Below are 26962 nucleotides of genomic sequence, written 5' to 3'. Positions count from 1 at the left end.
AGCGGGGCCATGCCCCGCTGCCGTTCGCGCAATGCCGGAAACAAGAGCAGCGGGGCATGGCCCCGCTCTACCCTTCACCCATCACCCCATTCCGCCGGGCATGGCCCGGTGCTACCTGACGCCGCATGGACCTGTCGAAGGTGGGGCGGGGCGGGTTGGCGGGGGCGTTGAGCGCCATGGATGGCGCGAAACGAGGCCCGCAGGATGCGGATGTTGCCGTCCCCCGCCAACCCACCCCGCCCCACCAACACACAGCCCTGCAGCTTTTGACGTTGCTGTTGCTGTTGCTGTTGCTGTTGCTTCGAGCCCGCCGCAGGCGACCACCCTGTCACCCGCGGATGCTAGGCTTCGCCGGTCCGAAGGAGTTTCCATGCCAGGCCACAGCCAGTTCGCCCTGCTCCGCCAGCGCCGCTTCCTGCCGTTCTTCATCGTGCAGTCGCTCGGCGCATTCAACGACAACGTGTACCGCCAGGCGATCATCGGCCTGCTGTTCTACCTCGGCGTGTCGGCCGAAGAGCGCTCGCTGTACACCACGTTGGCACCGGCGATCTTCATCCTGCCGTACTTCCTGTTCTCGGCACTGGCCGGACAGATCGCCGACAAGCTGGAGAAATCCCGGCTGATCGTGATCACCACCAGCATGGAGATCGTGATCATGACGCTGGCCGCCGCCGGCTTCCTCACCCAAAGCATGCCCGTGCTGCTGATAGCACTGTTCTGCACCGGCCTGCAGTCCACCTTGTTCGGCCCGGTGAAGTATTCGGTACTGCCCTCGGTGCTCAAGCCCGAGGAACTGACCGGCGGCAACGGATTGGTGGAGATGGGCACGTCGATGTCCATCCTGACCGGCATGATCGTCGGCGGGCTCATTTTCACCCTTGCTGGCAGCCACGGGCCCGTGGTGGCGGCCACGGCGGTGATTGCGCTGGCGGTATGCGGCAACGTCTGTGCGCGGATGATTCCGAAGGTGGACGCCGGCGCGCCGGAACTGAAGATCAACTGGAATCCGCTGCCGGAATCGTTGGCGGTGCTGCGCATGGCGAAGAAGCAGAAGGCCGTGCGCAACGCCATCCTCGGCGTGTCCTGGTTCTGGTTCGTCGGTACCGTGCTCACCTCGCAATTGCCAACCTACGCCATCACCAACCTGGGCGGCGAGCCCACGCTGTATATCTTCGCTCTGGCCCTGTTCTCGGTCGGCACCGGCGTCGGCTCGCTGCTGTGCGAGAAGCTCTCCGGCCGCACCGTGGAAATCGGCCTGGTGCCGCTGGGTGCGTTCGGCATGACCGCTTTCATGCTCGACCTGTACTTCGCCCGCGCCGGCGAAGCCACCGCGCAGGGCCTGTCGGTCCTCCAGTTCGCGCAGCAACCCGGCAGCACGCGCATCATCATCGACCTGCTCGGTATCGGCCTGTTCACCGGATTCTTCGTGGTGCCGCTGTTCGCGCTGATCCAGAGCCGCACGCCAAAGTCGGAGATGTCGCGCGTGTTCGCCGCACTGAATATCCAGAACTCCGGCTTCATCGTTGCCGCAGCCGGTGTCGGCCTCGCTGCCCATGCGGCAGGAATGACCATCCCGCAGCTGTTCCTGGCACTGGCTATCGCCAATGCGCTGGTAGCCATCTACATCTTCACCATCGTGCCCGAATTCCTGATGCGCTTCCTCAGCTGGCTGATGGTGCGCACCCTGTACCGGCTGCGCCCGCACGGCATCGAGGCCAATGTTCCCGATGAGGGCGCCGCGCTGATCGTATGCAACCACGTCAGCTACATGGATGCCCTGATCCTGGCCGCCAGCATTCCGCGGCCGGTGCGCTTCGTCATGTATTACCGCATCTTCAACATCCCGGTGATGAGCTGGATCTTCCGCACCGCCAAAGCCATCCCGATTTCCGGTGCCAAGGAAGACCCGGCATTGATGCAGCGCGCGTTCGAGGAGATCGATGCAGCACTGGCCGAAGGCGAGCTGGTGTGCATATTCCCGGAGGGCGCACTGACTCGCGACGGCGACATCTCGGCGTTCAAGGGCGGGGTGGAGAAGATCCTGCAACGGCGCCCCGTCCCCGTGGTGCCGATGGCATTGCGCGGCATGTGGAGCAGCATGTGGAGCCGGCGCGACAGCCGACTGGGCCGCATGCGCGTACCGCGCCGGTTCCGCGCCACAATCGAAGTGGTGGCGGCACCTGCCATCGACGGCGCCACCACGACCGCCGCCGCACTGGAAACGCAGGTTCGTGCGCTGCGCGGCAGCAACGCATGAAGCCACAGCAGTGCCGGTAGCAGGGGAGGCGGTGAGGACGCACGATCCTACCCTCGCCCTTCGCTGGCCGTCGATGCAGGATGGAATCGATTACATGATCGTGCCGCAAACGCATACACATGACGTTCATTGCTGTAGATTACGCAACCACAAGGGGCGCTCCGGCATGCCGTGAAATCGCCGGCCACCAAGGAATGGAGTTTCGCAGTTGAACCATCCACCACCGCTTGGCACCTCGTCGGTCTTCGTTCCCAACCACCTGGTCTGGGCGATCCTGTCGACGCTTTTCTGCTGCCTGCCGCTGGGCGTGGTCTCGATCGTCTATGCCGCCCAGGTCGATGGCCGCCGCGCTGCCGGTGACCTCGCGGGCGCGCACGATGCATCGCGCAAGGCAGGTTGGTGGGCCGTGGCATCGGCCGCTGCGCTGCCGATCCTGTTGCTGATGTGGTTCGGGCTGTTCGGCGGCCTGGCCGCGCTGGGCGCGCTTTCCGGTAACTGAGTCACCACCACCCGCAAGGAGCTCATGCAATGAATGCCACCACCCCGCAGATCCCCAACCACCTGGTCTGGTCGATCCTGACCACCCTGTTCTGCTGCCTGCCGCTTGGCATCGTGTCGATCGTGTTCGCCGCCCAGGTCAATGGCAAGGTCGCCGCGGGCGATATCGCCGGTGCGCGCGAGGCCTCGGACAAGGCGAAGAAGTTCGCTATGTGGTCGGCGATCGTGACCATAAGCATCATCGTGCTGTATGCGATCTTCGTGTTTGCCATCGGTGGCCCAAGCATGCTTGGCAACAGCAACTACTGAGCCGACCGGCAGGGTCCGCCCACTGGCGGGATCCCGCTACTGCACGATGTCGATTTCCACCGCCACTTCGCCATTGCGACGCTGGCTGCCGTTGGGCGCGGCCGCCGCCCTGGCTGCCGGTGCCACCTTGGTGCTGCGCAACGTCAGCCCCTATGCAAGCGGCAGCCCGTTGCCGTCCTGCCCGCTGTATGCGCTCACCGGCCTCTACTGCCCTGGCTGTGGCAGCACGCGCTGCCTGCACTCACTGGTGCATTTCGACCTGGCCGGCGCGATGGCGATGAACCCGTTGCTGGTCATCAGCCTGCCATTCCTGCTGTTGATGCTGCTGTATGGCGCAGGCGTGCGCTTGCGCGCACTGGATCCCCTGATGCGCGTGCTGGCCAATCCAATGTTCTGGCTGGTGCTGCTGGTCGGCTATGCGCTCCTGCGCAACCTGCCGTGGGCACCATTCACCGCGTTGGCCCCGGGATGATCCAGCGCGATCGTCATCGGTAGCGCCGAGCCATGCTCGGCGAGCGCAGCGGGTGCCTGATGATTCCGCCGGGCATGGCCCGGCGCTACAGAAGACACAGCGGGTGCCTGATGATTCCGCCGGGCATGGCCCGGCGCTACAGAAGACACAGCGGGTGCCGATGATTCCGCCGGGCATGGCCCGGCGCATCAGGCGCATCAGAAGCTGTTCTTCACGTCACCCAGCCTGCAATCACCAGCAGGGCCAGCGCCGCCAGCCACAGCAGCAGCATCCGCCACACCAGGCTCATCGCATCGCGCAGTTCGGGCAGCCGCTGCCAGACCGGCAACAATCCGGCATCGGTGTAGTCATGCGCTTCTTCACGCAGTTCGGCGCTGACACTGGCACGGGCCACGGCCCCCAGGAAGCCGACATCGTGCATCCAGCGCTCGCCATGCGCCTGCCGCCACGCCTTCCATGCGGTATCGAAATTGCCCGCCAGCGCCATCGACAGGGCCATCAGCTGCGCCACCGGCCACTCCAGCCATCCCAGCACGCGCTGTGCGGGCCGCAGCGTCTCCGGCTGTACCAGCGCGCGCATCGGGCTGATCGCCATCAACGCCATCAGCCGATAACCCAGCGCACCTGCCGGGCCCAACAGCAGGAACCAGAACAGCACCGCGAACCAACGACGCAGCGCGTTGTATACCGTCGCTTCCACCAACGAGGGAATGTCCTCGCTCAGGCTGCCGCCAGCCGCCTGCAGGTTGTTGACGGCGACATGGCGCACGGCCGGCTCGTCGGCGTCGATGATCGCCTCGACGTCGCGGTCCAGGTCACGCGGCCCCCAGCACCAGGCCAGCACGGCCACCCCGAGCAGCAGCGACGGCAGGCCAAACAACACCCCACGCAACAACCAGGCCAACACAGCCATCAGCAGCAATGGCGGCAACACCGCCATCGCCACGCCGGCCGCCCCACGCCAGCCCTGGCCCGCATGTGCGGCAAGCCACGCCAGCCAGCGGCGGAAGGTCTCGAAGCGACGCAGCGTTGCCGCAGCGTCGGGCGCAACGTGTCCCAAGGCCAGCGCAACCAGTACGGCGACCAGGGTGGTGAACATCAGGCGCTCCCGAGCTGCTGCTGGTACCAGTGCTCGATCAGGCTGCGTGATATCGAGATCGGCGGCGACAGGCGGATTCCCTCGCCATCGTCCTGCACATCGCGGGCAAGTGCGGCGCCCACTTCCGCAGCGGTGAACCAGCGCGCGTCTTCCAGCTCACCATCCACCTCCGGCTCGCCATCGGCAGCCTGCGCACGGAAGCCGACCATCAGCCCGCCAGGGAAAGGCCACGGCTGGGTACCCAGGTACTGGCACGCGGCCACCGTCACCTTGCTTTCTTCATGCACTTCGCGGATGACGGTCTGCTCCAGCGATTCGCCCGGCTCGACGAAACCGGCCAGCACCGAGTAACGGCGCGGTGCCCAGCTCGCCTGCCGTCCCAGCAGCAGGCGCCCGCGGTTTTCCACCGCCACGATCACCGCCGGATCCACGCGCGGATAGTGCTCGGTGGCGCATTGCTGGCAGCGGCCGACGAAGCCGCCGCGTTCGAAACGCACGCCACCACCACAGACACCGCAAAAGCGGGTGCGCGAATGCCAGTAGGACATGCCGCGCGCATAGCTGAAGGCCGTGGCATCGGCCATCGACCACAGCAGGGCCGCCTGGCGCAGGTCCATGCGGCCGGGCGCAGACACATCGACCACCGATGCCTCCACCGAAAACCAGGCCTGGCGGCCACGCAGGCCGAGGAACACGGCAGTACCCGGGCCTGCGCCAAGCGCGGCGCCCGTCAAAGGCAGTGGCTGGTCGTCCGGTCCGGTAAAAGCGGTACCGTCCTGGTCCAGCACGAGGATGCGCGCATCCGGCCACAGCTGCGCCAATGCCTCGGCATCAGCGCGCAGGGTATCGGCGCGCTCGAGCGGTTCACCGACGAAGGCGAATCCGGAAAGCAGCGTTGGGATCATGGACATCCGGCAAGCCTGAACGCATGCGCCGCCGCTGGCAAGTCGCTGCTGCGACCGCCTCGCGCGGCCAGGGGTTACATGCTGAAACTGCTGCCACACCCGCAGGTGGTCTTGGCGTTCGGATTGCGGATCACGAACTGCGCGCCGGTCAGGCTTTCGGTGTAATCCACTTCGGCGCCCATCAGGTATTGCAGGCTGAGCGGATCCACCAGCAGGGTCATGCCGCTGGTCTGCACGGCCAGGTCATCCTCTGCACGGTTCTCGTCGAACTCGAAACCATACTGGAAGCCGGAGCAGCCGCCACCCTCGATGTAAACGCGCAAGGCCAGGTCGGCATTGCCTTCATCCTGGATCAGCTCGCGCACCTTCGCCGCAGCGGACTCGGTGAAATTCAGCGGGCGGTCAAGGGACTGGTAGCCCGGCGCCGCTTCTGCGGTGCCGGGTAGGGAGATCAGCGTGCTCATGCCTCCAGCATGGGGCTGCCGACGACGGGTTTCAAGCCATCGCCTCGGCCAGCTTGCGCCGTGCAGCGGTGTCGCCCTTGCCACTGGCCGCCTCGTCCTCGGCGGTTTCCGGTGGCGGCAACGCGGCAACCGGCGTGCTGGCATGGATCAGGCGTCCGTTCAGCTGTGCACCGGCGCTCATTTCCACCACCTGGTAATGGACATTGCCATTCACCCGCGCGCTCGGAGTCAGTTCGACCCGCTCGGTGGCATGCACGTCGCCATCCATCCGCCCACTGATCACCACGACCTGGGCACGGATCTCGCCTTCGACCACGCCGTTCTCGGCCAGGGTCAGGTTGGCGGCACTGGCCGCGTCCTGGGCGATGACCTTGCCATGGATGCGACCTTCCACGTACAGGCCGCCACTGAACTCCACATCGCCGCGGATCACCACCTGGCTGCCGATCAACGCATCGACCACCAGTTGCCCATCACGGCTGGACTTGCTGCTTCCAAACATTTTCCTACTCCCCGTTCGCGGCCGTCGCACCGGCCAGTTTCCAATCGAATACCTGCGTGGCACTCCCCGTACCACTTCCCAGTGTGACCTTCACCCGTTGCGGGGTGAAGTCTGCCGGCAGCATCACACTGCCGCCGAGCTGTTGGAAGTACCGGAACGAATATTCCTGTCCCGGCACGCTGGTGCGCTGGTGCAGCTCGTCCCAGCTGACGGTGGCCAGGCGCCCATTCTTGACGCCTTCCACGGTAAAACGCATCTGACCCTGGCTGATTGCGCCCCGATTGAGGTTCTGGGTCAATACCACGGTGTACTGGTAGGTTCCCGCCGTTTCCTGGCGGAATTCCACCGAATGCGTGTTCAGGCCCTTGCGCTGGCTGGTGGCGCCGACCAGGCGTTCATAGAATGCGACATCCGCGCGCAGCCCGGCGATTTCCTCATCGCGCTCGGCCAGGGATACCTGCACTTCGTTGTTGGCTGCCCGGCTGATGCGGTCCGAGGCCTCCAGCGTGGCCTGCTTCTGCTGCAGTTCCACCAGTTGCTGCTGCAGGGTCTCCGCGCGCTGGCTGGCGGCTTTCAACTGGCTGCCGACATCACCGCCCGGCCGGCCAAGCCAGAAGCCCAACAACACGGCCAACAGCAGCACGAACAGCGCAGCGCCCCCGGCCAGCAGCAGGCGACGACGGTCATGGCCTGGCGCGGGCTGGCCCGGCATGCGGATCTGGACGCGCGAAGGCGGACGGCTGTTCATGGCGAATCTCCATTGGCATCGAAGCGGGCGATACGGCCCGGCCTCGAATCGATCTGTGCCGTTCATTGTAGTTCAGGACGCAGCGCCCCCTGGCCCTGGCCCCGCCTGTGGCATTCAGTCGCGGCATCCCCGATAGTGCACCCTCGACAGCATTCTTTCCTGCACTGGTATCCGGCTGGAGCAACCGCCATGACCGACGCCCACCTGTTCGTGATCGGCATCCTGCTGGCCTGGCTGGCCGGCATCCGGGTCTACCTGACCGTGTTCGGCGTGGGCCTGGCCGGCCTGCTGGGCTGGGTGGACCTTCCGCCGGCATTGCAGGCCACCGAGTCCTGGTGGGTGCTTGGCACGTCAGCCGTGCTGGCGGTGGCGGAGTTCTTCGCCGACAAGATTCCAGGCGTGGACTCGGCCTGGGACCTGCTGCAGACCCTGGCACGGGTTCCCGCCGGGGCCTTCCTGGCGGCCGCCACGTTGTCGCCCGACGGCGACCTGGGCACCGGCACACTGTTGGCTGGAGCGGGCGTCGCACTGGCCAGCCATGGCCTGAAGGCCGGCACGCGGGCGCTGCTCAACACGTCCCCGGAACCGGCCAGCAACTGGATCGCATCAACCGCCGAGGACACCGTGGTGGTCGGCGGGCTGGCACTGGCGCTGGCCCACCCGTGGATCGCCCTGGTGGTGGTGCTGGCCTGCAGCCTCGCCGGCGCGCTGGCTGTCTGGCTGGTGTGGCGCACCCTCTGGAAGGGCGTGCGCTGGCTGGTCGGTGGCGGACCGGACGCGCCGCGTGCCGACCCTGTCGCATAATCCCACTACTCTCCACGCGGCTGCCCTTGTGAACGAAACACATCCTTCGCGCCACGCCGGTGCCGAAACCCCACCCGCCAACCACTGGCAGCGCTGGGCGGCCGCGCCCGTGGCGGCGGCCATCGCCGAGGCTACAGTTCCGGCTGCGGCTGTGGTTGCGGACAACCTCATGGCGCTGTCGGTCGCACCGGCACAGGGCGACGACACTGCCGTATCGCCCGATGCCCCTCTGCTGCCCGAACCCGCTTCCGGCGATGCGCCTTATCGGATCCTGGTAGTCGAAGACGACCGCGCACAGGCCCTGTTCGCGCAGAGCGTACTGCACGGAGCCGGCATGCAGGCGGAGGTCGTCGGTAATACCGAAAGCGTGCTGTCGGCCATCCAATCGCATGCGCCCGACCTCATCCTGATGGACCTGCACCCGCCGGGTCTGGATGGCATGCACCTGACCGCGATGATCCGCCAGCGGCCCGGCATGCAGATGCTGCCCATCCTGCTGCTCAGCAGCGATCCGGACCCGGAGCGGCGGTTCGAGGTGCTGGACAGCGGCGCCGACGACTACCTGAACAAACCAATCCGCCCGCGCCACCTCGTCGCGGCAGTGTCCAATCGCATCCGCCGCGCGCGCGCGCAGGCCGCCAGCCTGTCCGACAGCCACGGCGGCCCGCTGTTGAACAACCCGGAAACCGGCCTGCCGACGCGCCGCCACCTGCAGCAGCAGTTGGTTGACGCGCTGTTCCGGCGCGAGCACGGCGGCCTGTACTTCATCGAGATCGGCAACGCGCTGGGCCTGCGCGAACGTTACGGCCATGCCACCTTCGAGCGCCTGATGGTGCAGGCCGGACAACGCTTGGCCGACGCCATGCAGCCCTTCCTGCTCGCGCGCTTGAACGACAACAGCTTCCTGGCACTGGCGCGTGGCAGCGACGAGGAGCAGTTGGGCAGCACCGCGCAGGCGTTGCGCGAACAGCTGTCAGCACGCCCCTTCATCATCCGTGACGATGAGTCTGCACACCTGCGCGGGATAGTCGGATTCGCTGCGCTGTCGCAGGGCCTCGGCGATGCCGGCAGCGCGCTGGAGGCGATCGAGCGTACCGCACTGCAGGCGCGCCTGCTCCCTTCCGGGATCGCCGGCTTCGATCCGCGCCTGACGCCCCGCAACGACGAACGCCTGGCCCTGCTCGATGGCCAACTGGAGCTGGCCTACCAGCCCATCGTCGCCGTGGCCGCTGGCGACAACGCGCAGTATCAGGTGCAACTGCGGCTGCGGCGGCCCGACGGCCGCCTGCTCACGGCGGCGCAGGCCATTCCGGTCGCCGAATCGGCCGGCCGCATCGCCGACCTCGACCAGCAGGTGATGGAGCACGCGCTGGGCCTGCTGGACCAGCGTCGCCATGCCACGCCGCCGCTGCACCTGTTCGTTCCGCAGTCGCTGCACACACTGGCGCACGATGCCTTCGTCGACTGGCTGGCTGCATCGCTGCAACAACGCCGACTGGACGGCAATGCGCTGGTGATCGACGTGCGCCTGCCGGACGCACTGCTCCACACCGTTACCCTGCAGCAGTTCTGTGCACGGGCCGCGACATCGGGCGTGCGCTTCTGCCTGAGCGATTTCGAGCCCGGCCCGGAAGCCAACGCATTGCTGGCCCAGCTGCCGTTCGCATTCGTGCGCATGGCCGCGCGCTATTCCAGCCGCAACGCCACTGCACAGGCCCACGACGCGCTGCGCGGCGCCCTCGAGGCTGCGCGCCAGGCCAAGGTGCAGATCATCGGGCAGCCGAGCGAAGATACACAGGCAACTGCCCCGACGTGGCTGGACGGCGTGGACTTCATCCAGCGCAACCGGGTGCAGTCGGCTGGCAGCAACCTGGATTTCGACTTCCCCAACGCGGTGCCGTGACGTGGCAGCCCGGGGACGGGGCACACCGATCCCCCCTGCCGGCGCTTGGCACTGGCCGTCTGGCCGTCTGACGTGCCGGGTGACCCTCTTCTCCGGCACGTCTTTGCTTAGGTAGGTGCCGGTCGCTGGCCGGCACGCAGCTTCAGTCTTCCAGCTTGCTCAGCAGGTACTTCGGCTCACCGATCCGCTCGATCAGGTCCAGCTGGGTTTCCAGCCAATCGATATGCTCTTCTTCCGAATCAAGGATCTTGGTGAACAACTGCCGGCTGACATAGTCGCCGACCGAGTCGGCGTAGGCGACCGCTTCACGCAGCACCACGACACCTTCGCTTTCCAGCGCCAGGTCGCAGCGCAGGATCTCGGTAGGGTTCTCGCCGATACGCAGCTTGCCCAGCGCCTGGAAGTTCGGCAGGCCCTCGAGGAACAGGATGCGATCAGACAGCATGTCGGCATGCTTCATCTCATCGATCGATTCCTTGTACTCGTGTTCCGCAAGCTCCTTGATGCCCCAGTTCTTCAGCATCTTGGCATGCAGGAAATACTGGTTGATCGCGGTCAGCTCGTTGTACAGCACCTTGTTGAGGTACTGGATGACTTTGGCGTCGCCTTTCATGGGGAGTGCTCCTGCACGCTGGAAACGCCGGCACTGTAGCGGCTTTGCACTGGCGATGAAGGAACGCGAATCGTGATCATTGGCGAGTCCTGCCACTGCGGCGGAGGTGGGAATGCCGATGCCTGACGCGCAGCAGGCAAACTCAACGCCCCTGACCTTCGCCCGCCTCCACGGGCGCCCAGCCCAGCGCTACGACCATCCACCCGAGCAACCGGCGGACGACGATCAACCAGACAATGGCAAGCAACGGTCCTAGCTCCCTCACATAGGGGATGGACCAGCACAGTATCCCGACACCGCCATACAGCACGGCAAAGAGCAATGCGACGACGAATTTTCGCTGGGGATGAGTCATCGTTGCTTCCTGCTTCCTGCCTCCGTTTACCGCATTGCCCCACGCGCCAGGGCCAAGCGACCGTCACGCCTGCGCCTGTGCACAGGGCGAATCACCATGAGGAAGTGTAGACGACGCCCGCCAGGACGTGAGGGGCAATCAGGGAAAACCTTCAGGCAGCCTGGAGACCCAGTACCGGCAGTGGCAGATCGTGGGTGGCCAAGGCCTTGGCCAGCAGGTCGCCTGCCATGTCCAGGCAGGAACCACAGGTGGCACCGCAGCCGGTCCGCATGGTCAGCTCGGCCACCGACGTGCAGCCATTGCTGGCGGCCTCGCGGATCTGGTGGTCGGTGATTCCGTTGCAGATGCAGACGTACACGGTGGCGTCAGGGCTGGCAGGCCGGAGCTGGCCTGTCCCTATTCCACTTCAAACGCGAATGGTTGTCAATTAACAGCCTGAATCATTCTCGACATGATTCAGGCTGTTTCGATTGGCTGCATGGACTACGGCCGTCCCCGGCAACATCAGGGCACGCTCGGATCGCTGCTACCCGCCTTCTTCGGCCAATAGCCGCGCTTCTGCGTGCGCTTGCGCGGGCGGTCGTGCCCGGCCACATGGCCTGGCATCCACGCCTCCTGTGCACCCGCAGGCATGGGCGACACCCCGGGTCCGGCAACACCGCGTGCCATCGGCGCCAGATGCCGCAGCGCACGCGCATACACGCCGCGCTTGAAGATCACGACGTGCTCCACCGGATACCAGAAGTCCACCCAGCGCCAGTTGTCGAACTCCGGGCTGTCGGTATGGTCCAACTGCACATGGCTTTCATCGCCGGTGAGGCGCAACAGGAACCAGACCTGCTTCTGGCCGATGCAGACCTGGCGCTCATTGCGCCTGATCGCACGCGCCGGAAGCTTGTAGCGCAACCAACCGGGGGTAGCACCAAGCACTTCAACGTGCTCGGGCAGCAGGCCGGTCTCTTCCTGCAGTTCACGATACATGGCCTCGACGGGCGTCTCATCGGTGTTCATGCCGCCCTGTGGAAACTGCCAGCCATCCCGGCGCACACGACGTGCCCAGAACACCTGACCGTCCTGGCGCATCAACACGATGCCGACGTTCGGTCGATAGCCGTCCGGATCGATCACGATGCGGACTCCTAGAAATCTACTGACGAGGACTATCCCATGCCGTCTGTCGGCCCACAAGCTCAATACAAAAGTATTGACATGCCTGATACACATGAGCAGAATAGCCGGCTCACCGAGGCTATGTAGCTCAGCCGGTTAGAGCACAGCACTCATAATGCTGGGGTCGGTGGTTCGAGTCCACCCATAGCCACCATGCCGAAGTTGGTTTTTTGGCCTGGAAAGTGAGATAATTGCTTCACCTATTTTGCCCCGTCGCCAAGCGGTAAGGCACCTGACTCTGACTCAGGCATTCGGTGGTTCGAATCCATCCGGGGCAGCCAAATTAAAAGAAAAGGCCTGATCGAAAGATCAGGCCTTTTCTTTTAATTTGGCCACGCATTCATCCTTACCCCCGCCCCTGTCGGCGCCCCCTTGAACATCCAGGGGACCCCTCTCCAGGAAAAACGCCAGCCCACTGCGCCCAGAACGACAAAAGCCCGGCCAAGGCCGGGCTTCTGCTGTTCCTTGGCGCAGTGGATCAGCGCTTGGAGAACTGGGTGGCGCGACGTGCCTTGTGCAGGCCGACCTTCTTACGCTCGACTTCACGCGCATCGCGGGTGATGAAACCAGCCTTGCGCAGTTCAGTCTTCAGGGTTTCGTCGTACTCGACCAGCGCACGGGCGATGCCCAGGCGGATCGCACCGGCCTGGCCGGTGGTGCCGCCGCCAGCGGCGGTGACCAGGATGTCGAAGCTTTCGGTGTTCTGGGTCAGCTCGAGCGGCTGGCGCACGATCATGCGCGCAGTCTCGCGACCAAAGAACTCGTCCAGCGGACGGCCATTGACGGTGATCTTGCCCGAACCCTTACGCAGGAACACGCGGGCGGTGGAGGACTTGCGGCGGCCAGTGCCGTAGTTTTGAGTGATAGCCATGATTAGATATCCAGAACCTGCGGCTGCTGTGCGGCGTGCGGATGCTCAGTGCCTGCATAGACCTTGAGCTTGCGGTACATCTGGCGACCCAGCGGACCCTTCGGCAGCATGCCCTTCACGGCGATCTCGATCACGCGCTCGGGGTGGCGCTCAAGCGCCTGGGCCAGGGATTCGGTCTTCAGGTTGCCGATGTAGCCGGTGAAACGGTGATACTTCTTGTCCTGCAGCTTGTTGCCGGTGACGGCAATCTTTTCTGCATTGATGACAACGAGGTAATCGCCGGTATCGACGTGCGGGGTGTAGACCGGCTTGTGCTTGCCACGCAGACGGCGGGCCAGCTCGGTGCAGAGACGGCCCAGGGTCTTGCCCGAGGCGTCAACGAGGTACCAGTCGCGCTGGACGGTCTCGTTCTTGGCGGTGAAAGTGCTCATGAAGAACTCTATGTAGGTCGGGCTCATTGCGGCGATGGACGGCCGGAACTCTGCCACGCGTTGTGAAGGTGAAACGCAAGAGGCGGGATTTTAGCCATCTTTTCCGCACGACGCAAGCCGCCCCTGCCCAACGGCTTGGCAGGGGCGGCCGGGGCAGCGAGAATCAGGGGCCCCCGACATGATTGATTGGCCCACGATGACCGCGCTCCGCCAGACCTCCCCGCTGGACCACCTGCTGACCGAGGCCCAGCGTGCCCTGGATACGGTGTTCGGCAACCCACCGGCAGCTCGCCCCTACCCTGCTGCTGCAGGGGAACCCGGGATGACGTCCACCGAACGCCGCCACGCGGCCGGCCTGATGCGCATCAACCATGTGGGCGAAGTGTGCGCACAGGGCCTGTATTTCGGCCAGGCGGCGGTCGCCCACGATCCAGCCACCCGCGAGCACCTGCTGGAGGCCGCGCAGGAAGAAACCGACCACCTTGCCTGGTGCGCCGCCCGGCTGACCGAACTGGACAGCCGACCCAGCCTGTTCAACCCGGTGTGGTACGCAGGCAGTTATGCCATCGGCACCCTCGCCGGACTGCGCGGCGACGGCTGGAACCTGGGCTTCGTGGTTGAAACCGAGCGCCAGGTGGAAGCCCATCTGGATGAACACCTGGAAACGCTGCCGCCGAATGACCTGCGCAGCCGCGAAGTGATCCAGGTGATGAAGGAAGACGAAGCGCGGCATGCCGAGCATGCCGAGCAGGCCGGTGCGCGCCGCCTGCCATTCCCGATTCCCGGCGCGATGGCGCTGGCATCGAAGGTGATGAAGACCATCGCATACCGGTTTTGACAGCCACGCCGAGCCATGCTCGGCGGCTCGCTCAGGGGCTGGACACCAGCTTCAGCCCGATCACCCCGGTAACGATCAACGCCACGCAGGCCAGCCGCGCCGGCGATGCGCTGTCGTTGAACAGGAAGATGCCCAGCAGCGTGACGCCGAGCGCCCCGATACCTGTCCAGATGGCGTAAGCCGTACCCACCGGAATGCTCTTCATCGCCTGCCCCATCAGGTACAGGCTGATCAATGCCGCGACGATGGTGGCGATGGTCGGCAACGGCTTGCTGAAGCCATTTGAATACTTCATGCCGATTGCGAAACCGATCTCAAACAGGCCGGCCAGCAACAGATAGATCCAAGGCATGGCAATGCTCCTCAAATTTTTGAACGAAAACAGAACGGCCCGGTGTCTTCACACCGGGCCGCAGGCAGGTCTCGCCGTGGAACAGAAAATCCGCGCAGATTCAGGTTCCACGCGACAGCGCATCCCACCGATATCCGCGGTGGCGATTCACGCCACGCGCAGCATTACTCGGACAGGTTGCGCCCGTGGAACAGCTCTTCGATCTCACGACGCAGCAGCGCTTCGATCTTCATGCGTTCCTTGAAGGACAGGTTCTTGGCCTTCTCTTCGAACAGGTACTGGTCCAGGTCGAAGTCCTTCAGGTGCATCTTCGTGTGGAAGATGTTTTCCTGGTAGACATTGACGTCGAACATCTCGTACCGCGACCTCACGTTCTTGTGCAGGAAGTTCTGGATCGAGTTGATCTTGTGGTCGATGTAGTGCTTCTTGCCCTTCACATCACGGGTGAAGCCACGCACGCGGTAGTCCATGATCACGATGTCCGATTCCAGACTCTCGATCAGGTAGTTCAGCGCTTTCAGCGGCGAAATGACGCCACAGGTGGCCACGTCGATATCGGCGCGGAAGGTCGCGATGCCTTCCTGCGGATGGGTCTCGGGATAGGTATGGACAGTGATGTGACTCTTGTCCATATGCGCGACCACCGCGTCGGAGATCAACTCCTTCCCGGCCTGCTTCTTGTCGATCACCGGTTCTTCGGAGATCAGGATCGTCACCGACGCACCCTGCGGATCGTAGTCCTGGCGCGCGATGTTGAGGATGTTCGCGCCGATGATCTCGGCCACGTCCGTGAGAATCTGAGTCAGCCTGTCGGCGTTGTACTCTTCATCGATGTAATCAATGTAACGCTGGCGCTCCTCTTCGGTGCGGGCGTAGCACACATCATAGATGTTGAAGCTCAGCGCCTTGGTGAGGTTGTTGAAACCTTGCAACCTCAGGCGAGGCAACGGCTTGACCACGGCGGTCGATCCTGTAAGAGAGGGGAAAGGAACAATTATGAGGCAAACATGGCCCGAGGGGGAATGTGAACGGCATGCCGGTTCTGGCACGCCGTTTGCTCTTAACATTTGCGCTCCGCTAAGCTGCTCCTACACCCCGTGAATCCGTTCATGCGCAGAGGGAGCGCCCCCATCGTGTCAACCGTGCGCCTTGCTACCAGTCCGTTGGCTTTGGACATTGCTACCATCGACCGCTTCCTGGCTCACAGCCATAGGCGCCGCTACCCTGCCCGCACCGATGTGTTCCGCCCTGGAGATCCGGCTGGAACGCTCTACTACGTGATCAGTGGTTCCGTTTCGATAATCGCCGAGGAAGACGAGGAGCGCGAGCTGGTGCTCGGCTACTTCGGCACCGGTGAGTTCGTCGGTGAAATGGGCCTGTTCGTCGAATCCGACCGCCGCGAGGTGATCCTGCGTACGCGCACGGCCTGCGAGCTGGCCGAGATCAGCTATGAACGGCTGCACCAGCTGTTCCTGGGGCCACTGTCCGGGGATGCGCCGCGCCTGCTCTATGCACTGGGCCAGCAGATATCCAAGCGCCTGCTGGATACCAGCCGCAAGGCGAGCCGGCTCGCGTTCCTGGACGTCACCGACCGCATCGTGCGGACCTTGCACGACCTGGCCGAGGAACCCGAGGCGATGACCCATCCGCAGGGCAGCCAACTGCGTGTGTCGCGCCAGGAGTTGGCCCGCCTGGTCGGCTGCTCCCGCGAAATGGCCGGACGCGTGCTGAAGAAGTTGCAGGTAGACGGGCTGCTGCATGCCCGCGGCAAGACCGTGGTGCTGTACGGCACGCGTTGATGCATCCGGGTATGCGTGACGGGCGTGGCCCGTCACTGCCCCGCAGCGCCGGGCCATGCCCGGCGGCTGTTCGCCCACGCAGCATGATGATCCCCTGCGCCACCCGCGCGGCGTGCCCGCAGGGCATGGCTCGGCGCTACCGTTGGGATGCCTTGACCGGGATGCGGCCACCACGCAGGCTGCCGGCATGGAGTTGAGCAACGAATTCTGGTGGTTCATCCTCATCGGCCTCGGCGCACAACTGGTCGATGGTGCGCTGGGCATGGCCTTTGGCCTGGTGTCGTCATCGGTGATGCTCAGCATGGGCATCCCGCCGGCGCATGTGAGTGCCAGCGTGCACACGGCGGAGGTTTTCACCACCGGCGCTTCCGGCGTATCCCACCTGGTGGCCGGCAATGTCGATCGCAGGCTGTTCGTGCGCCTGGCGGTACCCGGCGCTATCGGCGGTGCCATCGGCGCATACGGGCTCACCCAGCTGCCCGGAGACGTCATCCGGCCATTGATCTATTTGTACCTGCTGGCCCTTGCCATCGTCATCCTGCTACGTGCTGCGGGACGCCTGGTGCCCAAGGGCGACATCAAGCGCGTGCCGCTGCTGGGCGCCGTTGCGGGCTTCCTGGATGCCACCGGTGGCGGTGGCTGGGGGCCAGTGGCCACTTCGACGCTGCTGGCGCGCGGCGGACAGGCCCGTACCACCATCGGTACCGTCAATGCGGCAGAATTCGTTGTGACGCTTACGGTATCGGCGACCTTCCTGTTGTCGATGGGCCTGCATCACCTGCAGATCGTTGCAGGCCTGCTGATCGGCGGCATGATGGCCGCGCCGCTGGCCGCGGTGCTGGTGAAACGGGTCAAGGAACGCTGGGTGCTGGTCGCAGTCGGCCTGCTGGTCCTGTCAATCAGCTTGTACCAGATCGGCCATACCGTGATCGGGCTGGTCAACCGGTAACGCCCCACTGGACCGGTAGCGCCGGGCCATGCCCGGCGGCTGTTGCATTGCTGGGTGACGGCGGCTGGCCGTCATGCCGCTGTACTCGCCGGGCATGGCCCGGCGCTACCGGATCATGGGCGGGAAGCGCCGGGCCATGCCCGGCGGACGCCATCCGTCACGCCTTGTCGCCGCCGCGGTCTTCGCAGCCCCAGTTGAGGATGCGGGTACCGGCGGGCAGCACGCGGCGGAAGTGCTCCACGCTGCCCTGTTTCGGATTGACCACCACCGGTGCCTTGGCCGCCAGCAGCAGTGGAAGATCAGCAGTGCTGTCGGAATACGCGATATCGATGTCACCGTAACCGCGCTCGCGCAGCATGCGCATCTTCTCCTCGTTGTGGCAGTGCCGCGTGGCCCCGACGGCGCCCAGCCGCGGGCCGACCTCGCTGCCAATCACCGGCACGCCCTGGTGGGCGACGAAGGCCAGGATCGCACGTGCCAGTTCCGGCGGAGCGCCGGTGGCCACGACCACCCGGTCGCCCCTGGCACGGTGCGCGGCAAATACTTCCAGTGCCTGTGGCAACAGCCGGGCCCGCAGTCCCGGCTCGTTCTTCAGCACATAGGCATCGATGACGCGGTTGAACTCGCGTGCCCGATGCATGCCGAAGGTAGCGATCCACACATAGAGGGAGATGCCGGTACGACGCGTCGGCAGCATCGCCACCAGTGGCCCGGCGATCGGCGTAACCAACAGCGCAGCCAGCAGGCGTAACGGATTACGCTTGATCAGCGTGGCGAACAGATGGCTGCCGGAATCGCCGTCATACAGCGTATGGTCGAAGTCGAAAACCACCAGCGGCGCGTCGTCGCGCGGAGTCGGGTAAGTCGTGCTCATGCGGCAAAGAATAGCTGACGCAGGCCTTCACCGGGCTCTTCCACGCGCATGAAGGCTTCGCCGACCAGGAACGCGTTGACGCCCGCGTCGCGCATCAGTCCGACGTCCTGCGGCCCCAGGATGCCACTTTCGGTAACCAGCAGGCGATCGCGCGGCACGGCACTGCGCATGTCCAGCGTGGTCTGCAGCGAAACCTCGAAGGTGCGCAGGTTGCGGTTGTTGATGCCGATCAACGGCACCGGCACCTGGATGGCACGCTCCAGCTCGTCGATATCGTGTACTTCCACCAGCACGTCCATGCCCAGCTGCATGGCCAGGTCGGACAGTCCGGCAAGCTGCTGGTCATCCAGCGCCGCGACGATCAACAGGATGCAATCCGCCCCCAGCACGCGCGCCTCGTAGACCTGGTAGGCATCAATCACGAAGTCCTTGCGCAGCACCGGCAACGTGCAGGCTTCGCGCGCCTGTTGCAGATAGGCATCGCTGCCCTGGAAGAAGTCCACGTCGGTCAGCACCGACAGGCAGCTGGCGCCGCCGAACTCGTAGCTGACCGCAATGTCGCCCGGATGGAAATCGGCACGGATCACCCCCTTGGACGGGCTGGCCTTCTTCACTTCGGCAATCACCGCCGGGTCGCCATTGGCAATGGCGGCGCGTAGCGCGCGGGCGAAACCGCGTACCGGTGGCGCACTGGCCAGGCGCGCCTGCAACTGCTCAAGCGGCAGCTGCGCGCGGCGCTGCGCCACTTCTTCGGCCTTGCGGGCCAGGATGGTCTGCAGAATGTCGCTCATGTCGTCGGTCAGCACTCAAAAAAGGGGACGGAGGGGATTAAGTCGCATCTGGCCCATCACCCTGCCAGCTCACGCGTGGCCTCGACATAGGCCTGCAGGCGCTGGCGGGCACTACCGTCGGCGATGACCGCACGCGCGCGCGCCAGTCCGTCGGCAATGTCGTCGGCGACACCGGCCACGTACAAGGCCGCACCGGCGTTGAGCGCCACGATGTCCAGCGCCGGCCCCGGCGTGCCGTCCAGCACCGCGCGCAGCATGGCGATGGACTGTTCCGGCCCGTCCACGCGCAGGTTGCGGCTGGCCGACATGGCGATGCCGAAGTCTTCCGGATGGATCTCATACTCGCGCACCTTGCCGTCGCGCAGCTCGCCGACCAGCGTGCCAGCGCCCAGCGAGATCTCATCCATGTTGTCGCGCCCCCACACCACCATGGCGCGTTCGGTACCCAGCTCGCGCAGCACGCGCGCCTGGATACCCACCAGGTCCGGATGGAACACACCCATCAACACCGACGGCGCGTTGGCCGGGTTGGTCAGCGGCCCCAGGATGTTGAAGATGGTGCGCACGCCCATCTCGCGTCGTACCGGCGCGACCACCTTCATCGACGGATGGTGGATCGGCGCGAACATGAAACCAACGCCGGTCTTCTCGATGGCGCGTGCCACCTGCTCCGGCTGCAGTTCGATTACCGCGCCGAGCGCTTCCACCGCATCGGCGCTGCCGGACTTCGACGACACACTGCGATTGCCGTGCTTGGCCACGCGCGCGCCGGCCGCAGCGGCGACGAACATCGAGCAGGTGGAAATGTTGAACGTGTGCGATCCATCGCCACCGGTACCGACGATGTCGACCATATGCGAGGTATCGGCCACCGCTACAGGCAGCGCAAACTCGCGCATCACCGTGGCGGCGGCGGCGATCTCGTCGATGGTCTCCTTCTTGACCCGCAGGCCGGTCAGGATCGAGGCGGTCATCATCGGCGACACCTCGCCGCGCATGATCTGCCGCATCAGGTCGACCATCTCGTCGAAGAAGATCTCGCGGTGCTCGATGGTGCGTTGCAGGGCTTCCTGGGGGGAGAAGCTCATCGAAGGGACTCCTTGGGTCGTCGCGCAGCTCAACGCTGCAGGAAGTTGCGCAGCAGCGCGTGGCCGTGTTCGGTCAGGATGGATTCGGGGTGGAACTGCACGCCTTCGACCGGATGCTCGCGGTGGCGCAGGCCCATTATCTCCTCCATCGAACCGTCTTCATTTTCGGTCCACGCGGTCACTTCCAGGCAATCCGGCAAGCGGGTCTTGTCCACCACCAGAGAGTGGTAGCGGGTGGCCAGGTAACGATCGGGAAGGCCAGCGAACACGCCCCTGCCCTCATGCCGGATCGGCGATGTCTTGCCGTGCATGATGTTGCCGGCGCGGATCACCGTACCGCCGTATACCTGGCCGATGCCCTGGTGGCCCAGGCATACGCCGAGGATCGGCGTGGTCGGGCCAAGGCGCTGGATCAGCTCCAGCGACACGCCCGCTTCGTTGGGCGTGCACGGGCCGGGCGAGATGACGATGCGCTCGGGGTTCTGCGCGGCGATCTCGTCGACCGTCATCGCGTCATTGCGCACCACCTTCACCTCGGCACCCAGCGTCTGCAGGTACTGCACGAGGTTGTAGGTGAAGCTGTCGTAGTTGTCGATCATCCACAACATGGATCAGGTTCCAGTCTTTGTAGGGATACAGGCAGGCACGTGCAGTGCACACCGTCGGATTCGCCGCTGGCTCACAAGCCCTTCGCCGCCTGGGCAACCGCACGGAACAGCGCGCGTCCCTTGTTCATCGTCTCGTCCCATTCCTTCTGCGGATCAGAGTCGTAAACGATGCCGGCGCCAGCCTGCACGTGCAGACGACCGTCCTTGATCACCGCGGTCCGGATGGCGATGGCCGTGTCCGCATCACCGTGCCAACCGATGTAGCCGATGCTGCCGGCATATACGTTGCGCTTGATCGGCTCCAGCTCACGGATCACTTCCAGCGCGCGGACCTTCGGTGCACCGCTGACGGTTCCGGCCGGGAAGGTGGCGCGCAGCACATCGGCATAACTCAGGCCCGGCTGCAGCTGGCCGGTGACCTCGCTGACGATGTGCATCACATGGCTGTAGCGTTCGATCACGAACTGCTCGCCCACTTCCACCGTGCCGGCCTTCGACACGCGGCCTGCATCGTTGCGGCCCAGGTCGATCAGCATCAGGTGCTCGGCGCGCTCCTTCGGATCGGCCAGCAGCTCGGCTTCCAGCGCATTGTCTTCTTCCACGGTAGCGCCGCGTGGACGGGTGCCGGCAATCGGACGCACGGTCACTTCACCCACGCCGTCACTGGTGTGCTGCAGGCGCACCAGTATTTCCGGCGACGAGCCGACCACCTGCATGTCACCGACATCCAGGAAGTACATATATGGCGAAGGATTCAATGCACGCAATGCACGGTACACGTCCACCGGACGCGCCTTGAACGGCACGCTCAGGCGCTGGCTCAGCACCACCTGGAAGATGTCGCCGGAACGGATGTATTCCTTGCTGCGCTGGACGGCGTCGATGAAGCCCTCGCGGGTGAAGCCGGAAATGAAGTCACTCTCGTCCAGCACGTCGCGCTGCAGTGGTGCCGGGTACCCCGCGCCAGGTGCGCGCAGCTTGGCCACCAGTCCATCCAGGCGCGCCTGCGCATCGTCCCAGGCATCGGGCTGGCGCGGATCGGCATGCACGATCAGGTACAGCCGGCCCTTGAGGTTGTCGAACACCGCCAGCTCTTCCGAATGCATCAACAGGATATCCGGCGTGCCCAGCTCGTCGCGGCCAGCCGGCGGTGCCAGGCGCGGCTCGATGTAACCGATGCACTCGAAACCGAACCAGCCGACCAGGCCACCGGTAAACCCCGGCAGGCCTTCCAGCTTCGGCACCGAATGCGCGCTGCGCAGCGCTTCAACCTCGGCGAACGGATCGGCGACTTCGCGCGTTTCGACCACCGTGCCCTGCTCTGCGATGGCCAGCGTATGTCCATGGAAGGTATATACGCGGCGCGCGGGCAGCCCGATGATTGAATAGCGTCCGAAGCGTTCACCGCCTTCGACCGATTCGAACAGGTAGGTATGGGGGCCGTCGGCGAGCTTCAGGTAGACCGAAAGCGGCGTGTCCAGGTCGGACAGCACTTCACGGACAACGGGGATGCGGGTGTGGCCTTCAGCGGCCTGCTGCTGGAACTGAGCGGGGGTGATCAAGACGACTTTCCTTCCGGGACACGGCATTTTCTGGGCGGACGACGGCAACGGGCCACCATCGCCAGCTACGGCGCGCGGAAGAAACGGAACGTGGGGTCGTCAGGATGGACACAGGCAGACTTTAGCGCAGCTTCCCGCCGGGCGGAACCCCGGCCGTGCGTTCCTTGCCCAGCAGCGGACAATCGGCAGGCAGGTGCATGCGTACCCGGCGCGACACGCATTCGATGCGGAAATGCCGCGCCTGCACCGGCTCGCCATCCAGGTTCAAGGTCAGTGGCTGCTCGGTGCGGACATCCACGCGGGTCAGCCGCGCGCGGGTCGCCACCTGTTCCAGCGCAGCCTGTTTGCCGCCGGTGACCAACTGCTGCAATGTCGCCACCACCTCCCCCGCCAGCTCGGGGATGACGGTCACGTCCAGTTGGCCGTCGTCGATCACCGCCTGTGGGCACAGCACCTGCCCACCGCCCGCCTGGCGGCCGTTGCCGATACCCAGCGCAATGAAGCCCCCCTCCCACTCGAATCCAGGGCCCTGCAGCCGCGCCTGGATCGGATCGATGCGGCCGAGCCTGGAAATGCCGGTAAGTACGTAAGCCAGGCCACCGAGAACCTTCTTCAGTCCCTCGTCGGTTTCCACGGTGACCTGCGTGCCGAAGCCACCACTGGCCACATTGGCGCACCACCAGGTGCGGCCGTCTGCCTCGATGCGCAGCAGGTCGATGGGCAGGGCCTGCCGTGCGGCGATCAAGCCCAGCGCATCGGACGGTTCTTCGGGGAATCCGCCGGCGCTGGCAAAATCGTTGGCCGTGCCCAGCGGCAGCAGCGCCAGCGACGGCAATGCGTCGGCCGGTTCATCGCGATGCGCCAGGGTCTCGGCGACCGCGCTCAAGGTTCCGTCACCGCCGCCGGCGATGATGACATCCACGCCATGGTCGATGGCTTCGGCGACGTAACGTTCAGCGTCACCCTCTTCCCAGGTCACCCGCACGTCCAGTTCGACACCACGCCCGCGCCACGTCGCCACCGCATCGCGCACGGCGTCGTCACCGCCGGATTTTCCATTGAGGATCAAGCGCCAGCGGGGAGTGCTCATGCGGAAGGCAACCGTGGGTCGGGGGTGGCACAGGCTAGCAGCGCCCCGTTCCGCCGCGGTGAATGTCATGCACCTGTCACCATCCCCCCGGAACATGGAAGGCCATAGCAGGGAAGACGGATGGAGGCAGGATCAGCCTCCCACTATTTCAGCAGGGCCACGCCGGCAACGGCGTGGTCTTTTTTTTGAAAAAGGGGACGGTGAAAAAGGGGACGGAGGGGATTAAGTCGCAATCGGCCCCCGGGGCTGATTGCGACTTAATCCCCTCCGTCCCCTTTTTCGGCGAATGCGCGCAGGGCGTCGCCTTGCAGGCGGTATACGGTCCATTCGTCCTGCGGCCTGGCACCTGCAGCTTCATAGAAGGCGATCGCCGGGGCATTCCAGTCCAGCACCGACCATTCGAACCGGCCGCAGCCTTCTGCCACGGCGATGCGCGCGATGTGCCGCAGCAACGCCTTTCCGGCGCCGAGCCCGCGTTTTTCCGGACTCACGTACAGATCTTCCAGATAGATGCCGTTGCGACCCAGCCAGGTGGAGTAGTTGTAGAAATACACCGCGTAACCGATCGCTTCCCCGTCGGCTTCGCAGACCAGCGCACGTGCCGTTGCACCCGGCCCGAACAGGCTTGCGCGGATGCCGGCCTCATCGGTCTGTACCGACGATTCGGCCTTTTCGTAGATCGCCAGTTCGCGGATGAAGCGCAGGATCAGCGCCGCATCCGCCGCGGTGGCGACACGGATGCTCGGTGCAGCCACCGTATCCATGGCTCAGCCCCTCGCCGCGGCGACGTTGGCACGCATCGCAGCGATCACATGCCGGTAATCCGGCGCGTTGAAGATCGCCGAGCCGGCCACGAACGCATCGGCACCGGCCGCAGCGATGGCACCGATATTGTCCGCCTTCACCCCACCGTCGATCTCCAGGCGGATGTCCTTGCCGCTGGCATCGATTTTCTGCCGCACCACCTTCAGCTTGTCCAGCGTCGAGGGAATGAATGCCTGCCCGCCGAAGCCCGGATTGACCGACATCAACAGCACCAGGTCCAGGTCATCCAGCACCCAGTCCAGCAGGTCCACCGGGGTGCCGGGGTTGAGCACCAGGCCCGGCTTGCAGCCCAGCGAACGGATCAGCTGGATGGTGCGGTGCGGGTGGCGGCTCGCTTCAGGATGGAAGCTGATGTAGGTCGCCCCGGCCTGCGCGAAGTCCGGAATGATGCGATCCACCGGCTCCACCATCAGGTGCACGTCGATCGGCGCAGTGACCCCATGCTTGCGCAGCGCCTGGCAGACCATCGGGCCGATGGTCAGGTTGGGTACGTAGTGGTTGTCCATCACGTCGAAATGGACCCAGTCCGCACCGGCGGCGAGAACGTTGTCCACTTCCTCGCCAAGGCGGGCGAAATCAGCGGAAAGGATGGACGGGGCGATGATGCAGTTGGACATGGCCGGGGCCTTCGGAACAGGAAAAGGAGGCAGGACTCAGCGCTTGCGCAGGGTCTTGATGCGGTCGTAGGCGGCATTGACGCGGCGGCTCTTGGCCTCGGCCTGCCTGAGCAGTTCCGGCGCGGCGCCGACCAGCTTGTCGGGGTGGTACTGCGACATCAGGCGGCGGTAGGCCAGATCGATGTCCGCATCGGTCGCCGAGGAGGTCAACCCCAGCTCCCGGTAGGGGTTCTCCTTGTTCAGGCGGAACCAGTCGGCGTCGAAGGCATGCCCGATCAGCAGCCCCAGCACGGCGCCAAAAAGAGGATTGGGCCGGAACAGCAGGGCCCCGGCGATGAAACCCAGCAGTTTTCCGTACCAGCGCATGGTGCTCCGGGCAGATTTGACCAATTGGCTTTCCATTTTACGTCACACACGCCCCGGACGGCTTTACACTAGGCCGCCCGCTGGCCAGCGGGCCCCGCCGGGTCCTCTGGGCAGCCGTTTCGACGAAGCCCCCAGGAGTGCCCGTGCCGACCACGTTGTTGCAATCCGATCTCCCCGGCCTGCCCTTGCGCCATCGTGGCAAGGTGCGTGACGTATTCGATATCCCGCGCGAGCGCCTGCCCGCAGGTACGCCGCCCGGCGACTACCTGCTGATGGTAGCCACCGATCGCCTCTCGGCATTCGATGTGGTGCTTCCCGACCCGATCCCGGGCAAGGGCGAAATGCTGTGCCAGGTCTCGAACTTCTGGTTCGCCAAGACCGCGCACCTGATGCCCAACCACCTGACCGGCATCGACGTGGCCAGCGTGCTGCCGGAAGGCGTGGACGCCGCGCTGTACGCCAAGCGCGCCGTGGTCACCCGTCGGCTCAAGCCGGTGCCGGTTGAAGCCATCGCCCGCGGTTACCTGATCGGTAGCGGCTGGAAGGATTACCAGCGCACCGGCAAGGTCAGCGGCATCGACCTGCCCGACGGCCTGCGCCAGGCCGAGCAGCTCCCCGAGCCGATCTTCACCCCCTCGACCAAGGCCGCCGTCGGCGACCATGACGAGAACATCGATTTCGATGCGATGGTGAAGGCGGTCGGCGCGGACCTGGCCGAGCGCGTGCGCGATGCCACCCTGCGCATCTATGCGTTCGCTGCCGAATACGCCCGCGAGCGCGGCATCCTGCTGGCCGACACCAAGTTCGAGTTCGGCACCGACGAGGATGGCCGCCTGTACATCATGGACGAGATGCTCACGCCGGATTCTTCGCGCTACTGGCCTGCCGACGAGTATGAGGTGGGCACCAGCCCGCCGAGCTACGACAAGCAGTTCGTGCGCGATTACCTGGAGACGCTGGACTGGGGCAAGACCGCTCCCGGTCCAAGCATCCCGGCCGAGGTGATCGAGCGCACCCGTGCCAAGTATGCCGAAGCGCTGCAGCGCCTGGCCGGCATCAGCATCGACTGAGGGCCGTGCCGGCCAACGGCCAGCACTTACCGGGTGGCGGCCAGGCCGTCACCCCACCGGAGGGAAGCATGTCCAGCACCCAACTCGCACGCCCCGTGGACCGTTACTTCGCCAGCTATTCCGACGATCACCGCAATGCGCTGAACCAGCGTATCCATGTGGTCGCCGTGCCCGCCATCCTGTGGTCGGTGATCGCCCTGCTGTGGTGCCTGCCACCACTGATCACCTGGTTCCAGAACGGCATCTGGGCCGGCCTGGCGATGTTCGCTGCCTGGTGTTTCTACAATCGCCTGTCGCGGCCGCTGGGCCTTGGCATGCTGGCGGTACTGTTCGTCTGCGGCTGCCTCTGCCGGCTGCTGGAAGCCCGCGTCGGCCTGGGCAACCTGGCCGTGCTGGCAGCCGTGGTATTCGTGCTGGCCTGGATCGCACAGTTCGTCGGACACCAGTTCGAAGGACGCAAGCCCAGCTTCCTCACCGACCTGACCTACCTGCTGATCGGTCCGGCCTGGGTGCTGGCCAAGGTCTATCGCAAGTTCGATTGGCGCTATTGACCCGGACTTCCTGAACGAGTGGGAGGAGCAGCCGGCCCTCGGCCGCAACCTTCAATGGCGCCGCCGATCTCACACGCCATTCCCGCCACTCGCCCCTCGGCACCTGCACCATGCCGTTACAGCCCCTGCCGTACGGGCACTTTGGCCAAACAGGCGACATTGGCAACGGATACGGCAAAGT

The 26962-nt window shown here is 65.1% G+C and carries 33 protein-coding genes and 2 tRNA genes; 13 read left to right on the top strand and 22 right to left on the bottom strand.

What is annotated here, in order from left to right:
- The first annotated feature begins 370 nt into the window (after nt 1-370).
- From H4O11_RS10995 to H4O11_RS10980, 4 genes are all read left to right on the top strand, one after another.
- Nucleotides 371-2257: an MFS transporter gene (locus H4O11_RS10995; RefSeq protein ID WP_182339458.1), complete on the top strand. Its 1887-nt coding sequence runs from the start codon at nt 371-373 to the stop codon at nt 2255-2257.
- A 208-nt stretch (nt 2258-2465) separates the two neighbouring features.
- A complete protein-coding gene (locus tag H4O11_RS10990) occupies nt 2466-2756 on the top strand; it encodes a CD225/dispanin family protein (protein ID WP_182339457.1) in 291 nt (96 codons plus the stop codon).
- 29 nt (nt 2757-2785) lie between these two features.
- Nucleotides 2786-3064: a CD225/dispanin family protein gene (locus tag H4O11_RS10985; RefSeq protein ID WP_182339456.1), complete on the top strand. Its 279-nt coding sequence runs from the start codon at nt 2786-2788 to the stop codon at nt 3062-3064.
- A gap of 46 nt (nt 3065-3110) precedes the next feature.
- A complete protein-coding gene (locus tag H4O11_RS10980) occupies nt 3111-3536 on the top strand; it encodes a DUF2752 domain-containing protein (RefSeq protein WP_182339455.1) in 426 nt (141 codons plus the stop codon).
- 211 nt (nt 3537-3747) lie between these two features.
- Here H4O11_RS10980 and ampE read toward each other — a convergent pair whose 3' ends face one another.
- The 5 genes from ampE to H4O11_RS10955 all read right to left on the bottom strand — a co-directional run bounded on the left by ampE (nt 3748) and on the right by H4O11_RS10955 (nt 7254).
- Complete coding sequence (ampE, locus tag H4O11_RS10975; protein WP_182339454.1) at nt 3748-4635, bottom strand: regulatory signaling modulator protein AmpE; 888 nt, start codon at nt 4633-4635, stop codon at nt 3748-3750.
- Nucleotides 4635-5546, bottom strand: a complete 912-nt coding sequence (gene nudC, locus H4O11_RS10970; RefSeq protein ID WP_182339453.1) for an NAD(+) diphosphatase — start codon at nt 5544-5546, stop codon at nt 4635-4637. Before nudC ends, ampE begins: the two co-directional genes overlap by 1 nt.
- Nucleotides 5547-5614: 68 nt before the next feature.
- Nucleotides 5615-6004: an iron-sulfur cluster insertion protein ErpA gene (gene erpA, locus H4O11_RS10965; RefSeq protein ID WP_182339452.1), complete on the bottom strand. Its 390-nt coding sequence runs from the start codon at nt 6002-6004 to the stop codon at nt 5615-5617.
- 31 nt (nt 6005-6035) lie between these two features.
- The gene (locus H4O11_RS10960) at nt 6036-6506 is read right to left on the bottom strand and encodes a bactofilin family protein (protein ID WP_182339451.1); all 471 of its coding nucleotides are present in this window, start codon (nt 6504-6506) and stop codon (nt 6036-6038) included.
- 4 nt (nt 6507-6510) lie between these two features.
- Nucleotides 6511-7254: a DUF6776 family protein gene (locus H4O11_RS10955; protein ID WP_182339450.1), complete on the bottom strand. Its 744-nt coding sequence runs from the start codon at nt 7252-7254 to the stop codon at nt 6511-6513.
- Nucleotides 7255-7443: 189 nt separating this feature from the next.
- Between H4O11_RS10955 and H4O11_RS10950 the strand changes: the two genes are divergently transcribed.
- Nucleotides 7444-8058 carry a DUF4126 domain-containing protein gene (locus H4O11_RS10950; protein ID WP_182339449.1) on the top strand — a complete coding sequence of 205 codons (615 nt, stop codon included), beginning with the start codon at nt 7444-7446 and terminating at the stop codon, nt 8056-8058.
- 28 nt (nt 8059-8086) lie between these two features.
- The gene (locus tag H4O11_RS10945; RefSeq protein ID WP_425506039.1) at nt 8087-9961 is read left to right on the top strand and encodes an EAL domain-containing protein; all 1875 of its coding nucleotides are present in this window, start codon (nt 8087-8089) and stop codon (nt 9959-9961) included.
- Between the two features lie 142 nt (nt 9962-10103).
- Here H4O11_RS10945 and bfr read toward each other — a convergent pair whose 3' ends face one another.
- The 4 genes from bfr to H4O11_RS10925 all read right to left on the bottom strand — a co-directional run bounded on the left by bfr (nt 10104) and on the right by H4O11_RS10925 (nt 12057).
- Nucleotides 10104-10574, bottom strand: a complete 471-nt coding sequence (gene bfr, locus H4O11_RS10940; RefSeq protein ID WP_182339448.1) for a bacterioferritin — start codon at nt 10572-10574, stop codon at nt 10104-10106.
- A 142-nt stretch (nt 10575-10716) separates the two neighbouring features.
- Nucleotides 10717-10929, bottom strand: a complete 213-nt coding sequence (locus H4O11_RS10935) for a hypothetical protein (protein WP_182339447.1) — start codon at nt 10927-10929, stop codon at nt 10717-10719.
- Nucleotides 10930-11080: 151 nt separating this feature from the next.
- Nucleotides 11081-11287, bottom strand: a complete 207-nt coding sequence (locus tag H4O11_RS10930; protein WP_182339446.1) for a (2Fe-2S)-binding protein — start codon at nt 11285-11287, stop codon at nt 11081-11083.
- Nucleotides 11288-11433: 146 nt separating this feature from the next.
- Nucleotides 11434-12057, bottom strand: a complete 624-nt coding sequence (locus tag H4O11_RS10925) for an RNA pyrophosphohydrolase (protein ID WP_182339445.1) — start codon at nt 12055-12057, stop codon at nt 11434-11436.
- A gap of 119 nt (nt 12058-12176) precedes the next feature.
- Here H4O11_RS10925 and H4O11_RS10920 point away from each other — a divergent pair.
- Both H4O11_RS10920 and H4O11_RS10915 read left to right on the top strand, forming a co-directional pair.
- A tRNA-Met gene (locus H4O11_RS10920) sits at nt 12177-12253 on the top strand.
- A gap of 52 nt (nt 12254-12305) precedes the next feature.
- Nucleotides 12306-12380 (top strand) — tRNA-Gln (locus tag H4O11_RS10915).
- A 197-nt stretch (nt 12381-12577) separates the two neighbouring features.
- Here the strand turns inward: H4O11_RS10915 and rpsI are convergent.
- Nucleotides 12578-12970, bottom strand: a complete 393-nt coding sequence (rpsI, locus tag H4O11_RS10910) for a 30S ribosomal protein S9 (protein ID WP_182339444.1) — start codon at nt 12968-12970, stop codon at nt 12578-12580.
- Between the two features lie 2 nt (nt 12971-12972).
- Entirely contained in the window at nt 12973-13401 is a 429-nt protein-coding gene (gene rplM / locus H4O11_RS10905) for a 50S ribosomal protein L13 (protein WP_182339443.1), read from the bottom strand.
- A gap of 196 nt (nt 13402-13597) precedes the next feature.
- Here rplM and coq7 point away from each other — a divergent pair, with 196 nt between their 5' ends.
- Nucleotides 13598-14239 (top strand): 2-polyprenyl-3-methyl-6-methoxy-1,4-benzoquinone monooxygenase, encoded by a 642-nt coding sequence (gene coq7 / locus H4O11_RS10900; RefSeq protein ID WP_182339442.1) that lies wholly within the window; start codon nt 13598-13600, stop codon nt 14237-14239.
- A gap of 31 nt (nt 14240-14270) precedes the next feature.
- Here the strand turns inward: coq7 and H4O11_RS10895 are convergent, their stop codons facing one another.
- Complete coding sequence (locus H4O11_RS10895; protein WP_182339441.1) at nt 14271-14591, bottom strand: DMT family transporter; 321 nt, start codon at nt 14589-14591, stop codon at nt 14271-14273.
- A 164-nt stretch (nt 14592-14755) separates the two neighbouring features.
- Nucleotides 14756-15550 carry an adenosylmethionine decarboxylase gene (gene speD, locus H4O11_RS10890; RefSeq protein ID WP_182339440.1) on the bottom strand — a complete coding sequence of 265 codons (795 nt, stop codon included), beginning with the start codon at nt 15548-15550 and terminating at the stop codon, nt 14756-14758.
- A gap of 150 nt (nt 15551-15700) precedes the next feature.
- Between speD and crp the strand changes: the two genes are divergently transcribed.
- Complete coding sequence (crp, locus tag H4O11_RS10885) at nt 15701-16390, top strand: cAMP-activated global transcriptional regulator CRP (RefSeq protein WP_182339439.1); 690 nt, start codon at nt 15701-15703, stop codon at nt 16388-16390.
- Nucleotides 16391-16577: 187 nt separating this feature from the next.
- Nucleotides 16578-17339 (top strand): sulfite exporter TauE/SafE family protein, encoded by a 762-nt coding sequence (locus tag H4O11_RS10880; protein WP_182339438.1) that lies wholly within the window; start codon nt 16578-16580, stop codon nt 17337-17339.
- A 157-nt stretch (nt 17340-17496) separates the two neighbouring features.
- Here the strand turns inward: H4O11_RS10880 and H4O11_RS10875 are convergent, their stop codons facing one another.
- From H4O11_RS10875 to H4O11_RS10835, 9 genes are all read right to left on the bottom strand, one after another.
- Complete coding sequence (locus tag H4O11_RS10875) at nt 17497-18213, bottom strand: haloacid dehalogenase-like hydrolase (protein WP_182339437.1); 717 nt, start codon at nt 18211-18213, stop codon at nt 17497-17499.
- Complete coding sequence (trpC, locus tag H4O11_RS10870; protein WP_182339436.1) at nt 18210-19004, bottom strand: indole-3-glycerol phosphate synthase TrpC; 795 nt, start codon at nt 19002-19004, stop codon at nt 18210-18212. The genes H4O11_RS10875 and trpC overlap by 4 nt, the downstream gene beginning before the upstream one ends.
- Before the next feature lie 56 nt (nt 19005-19060).
- Complete coding sequence (gene trpD / locus H4O11_RS10865) at nt 19061-20092, bottom strand: anthranilate phosphoribosyltransferase (protein WP_182339435.1); 1032 nt, start codon at nt 20090-20092, stop codon at nt 19061-19063.
- Between the two features lie 29 nt (nt 20093-20121).
- On the bottom strand, nt 20122-20700 hold the full coding sequence (locus tag H4O11_RS10860; RefSeq protein ID WP_182339434.1) for an anthranilate synthase component II: 579 nt from the start codon (nt 20698-20700) through the stop codon (nt 20122-20124).
- 71 nt (nt 20701-20771) lie between these two features.
- Complete coding sequence (trpE, locus tag H4O11_RS10855) at nt 20772-22262, bottom strand: anthranilate synthase component I (protein ID WP_182339433.1); 1491 nt, start codon at nt 22260-22262, stop codon at nt 20772-20774.
- 121 nt (nt 22263-22383) lie between these two features.
- The gene (gene yegS, locus H4O11_RS10850; RefSeq protein ID WP_182339432.1) at nt 22384-23352 is read right to left on the bottom strand and encodes a lipid kinase YegS; all 969 of its coding nucleotides are present in this window, start codon (nt 23350-23352) and stop codon (nt 22384-22386) included.
- A 257-nt stretch (nt 23353-23609) separates the two neighbouring features.
- Complete coding sequence (locus H4O11_RS10845) at nt 23610-24107, bottom strand: GNAT family N-acetyltransferase (protein WP_182339474.1); 498 nt, start codon at nt 24105-24107, stop codon at nt 23610-23612.
- A gap of 12 nt (nt 24108-24119) precedes the next feature.
- Nucleotides 24120-24794 (bottom strand): ribulose-phosphate 3-epimerase, encoded by a 675-nt coding sequence (gene rpe, locus H4O11_RS10840; protein WP_182339431.1) that lies wholly within the window; start codon nt 24792-24794, stop codon nt 24120-24122.
- Nucleotides 24795-24830: 36 nt separating this feature from the next.
- The gene (locus H4O11_RS10835; protein WP_182339430.1) at nt 24831-25160 is read right to left on the bottom strand and encodes a J domain-containing protein; all 330 of its coding nucleotides are present in this window, start codon (nt 25158-25160) and stop codon (nt 24831-24833) included.
- A gap of 143 nt (nt 25161-25303) precedes the next feature.
- Between H4O11_RS10835 and H4O11_RS10830 the strand changes: the two genes are divergently transcribed.
- Complete coding sequence (locus H4O11_RS10830) at nt 25304-26230, top strand: phosphoribosylaminoimidazolesuccinocarboxamide synthase (RefSeq protein WP_182339429.1); 927 nt, start codon at nt 25304-25306, stop codon at nt 26228-26230.
- 68 nt (nt 26231-26298) lie between these two features.
- Nucleotides 26299-26781 carry an Mpo1 family 2-hydroxy fatty acid dioxygenase gene (locus H4O11_RS10825; protein ID WP_182339428.1) on the top strand — a complete coding sequence of 161 codons (483 nt, stop codon included), beginning with the start codon at nt 26299-26301 and terminating at the stop codon, nt 26779-26781.
- Nucleotides 26782-26962: the final 181 nt, after the last annotated feature.

Source organism: Stenotrophomonas tumulicola (genome assembly GCF_014117215.1).
In the GTDB taxonomy this organism is placed as follows: Bacteria; Pseudomonadota; Gammaproteobacteria; order Xanthomonadales; family Xanthomonadaceae; genus Stenotrophomonas; species Stenotrophomonas tumulicola.
The sequence above is the reverse complement of the archived record's forward strand: the minus strand, read 5'-3'. Positions and strand labels throughout refer to the sequence as shown.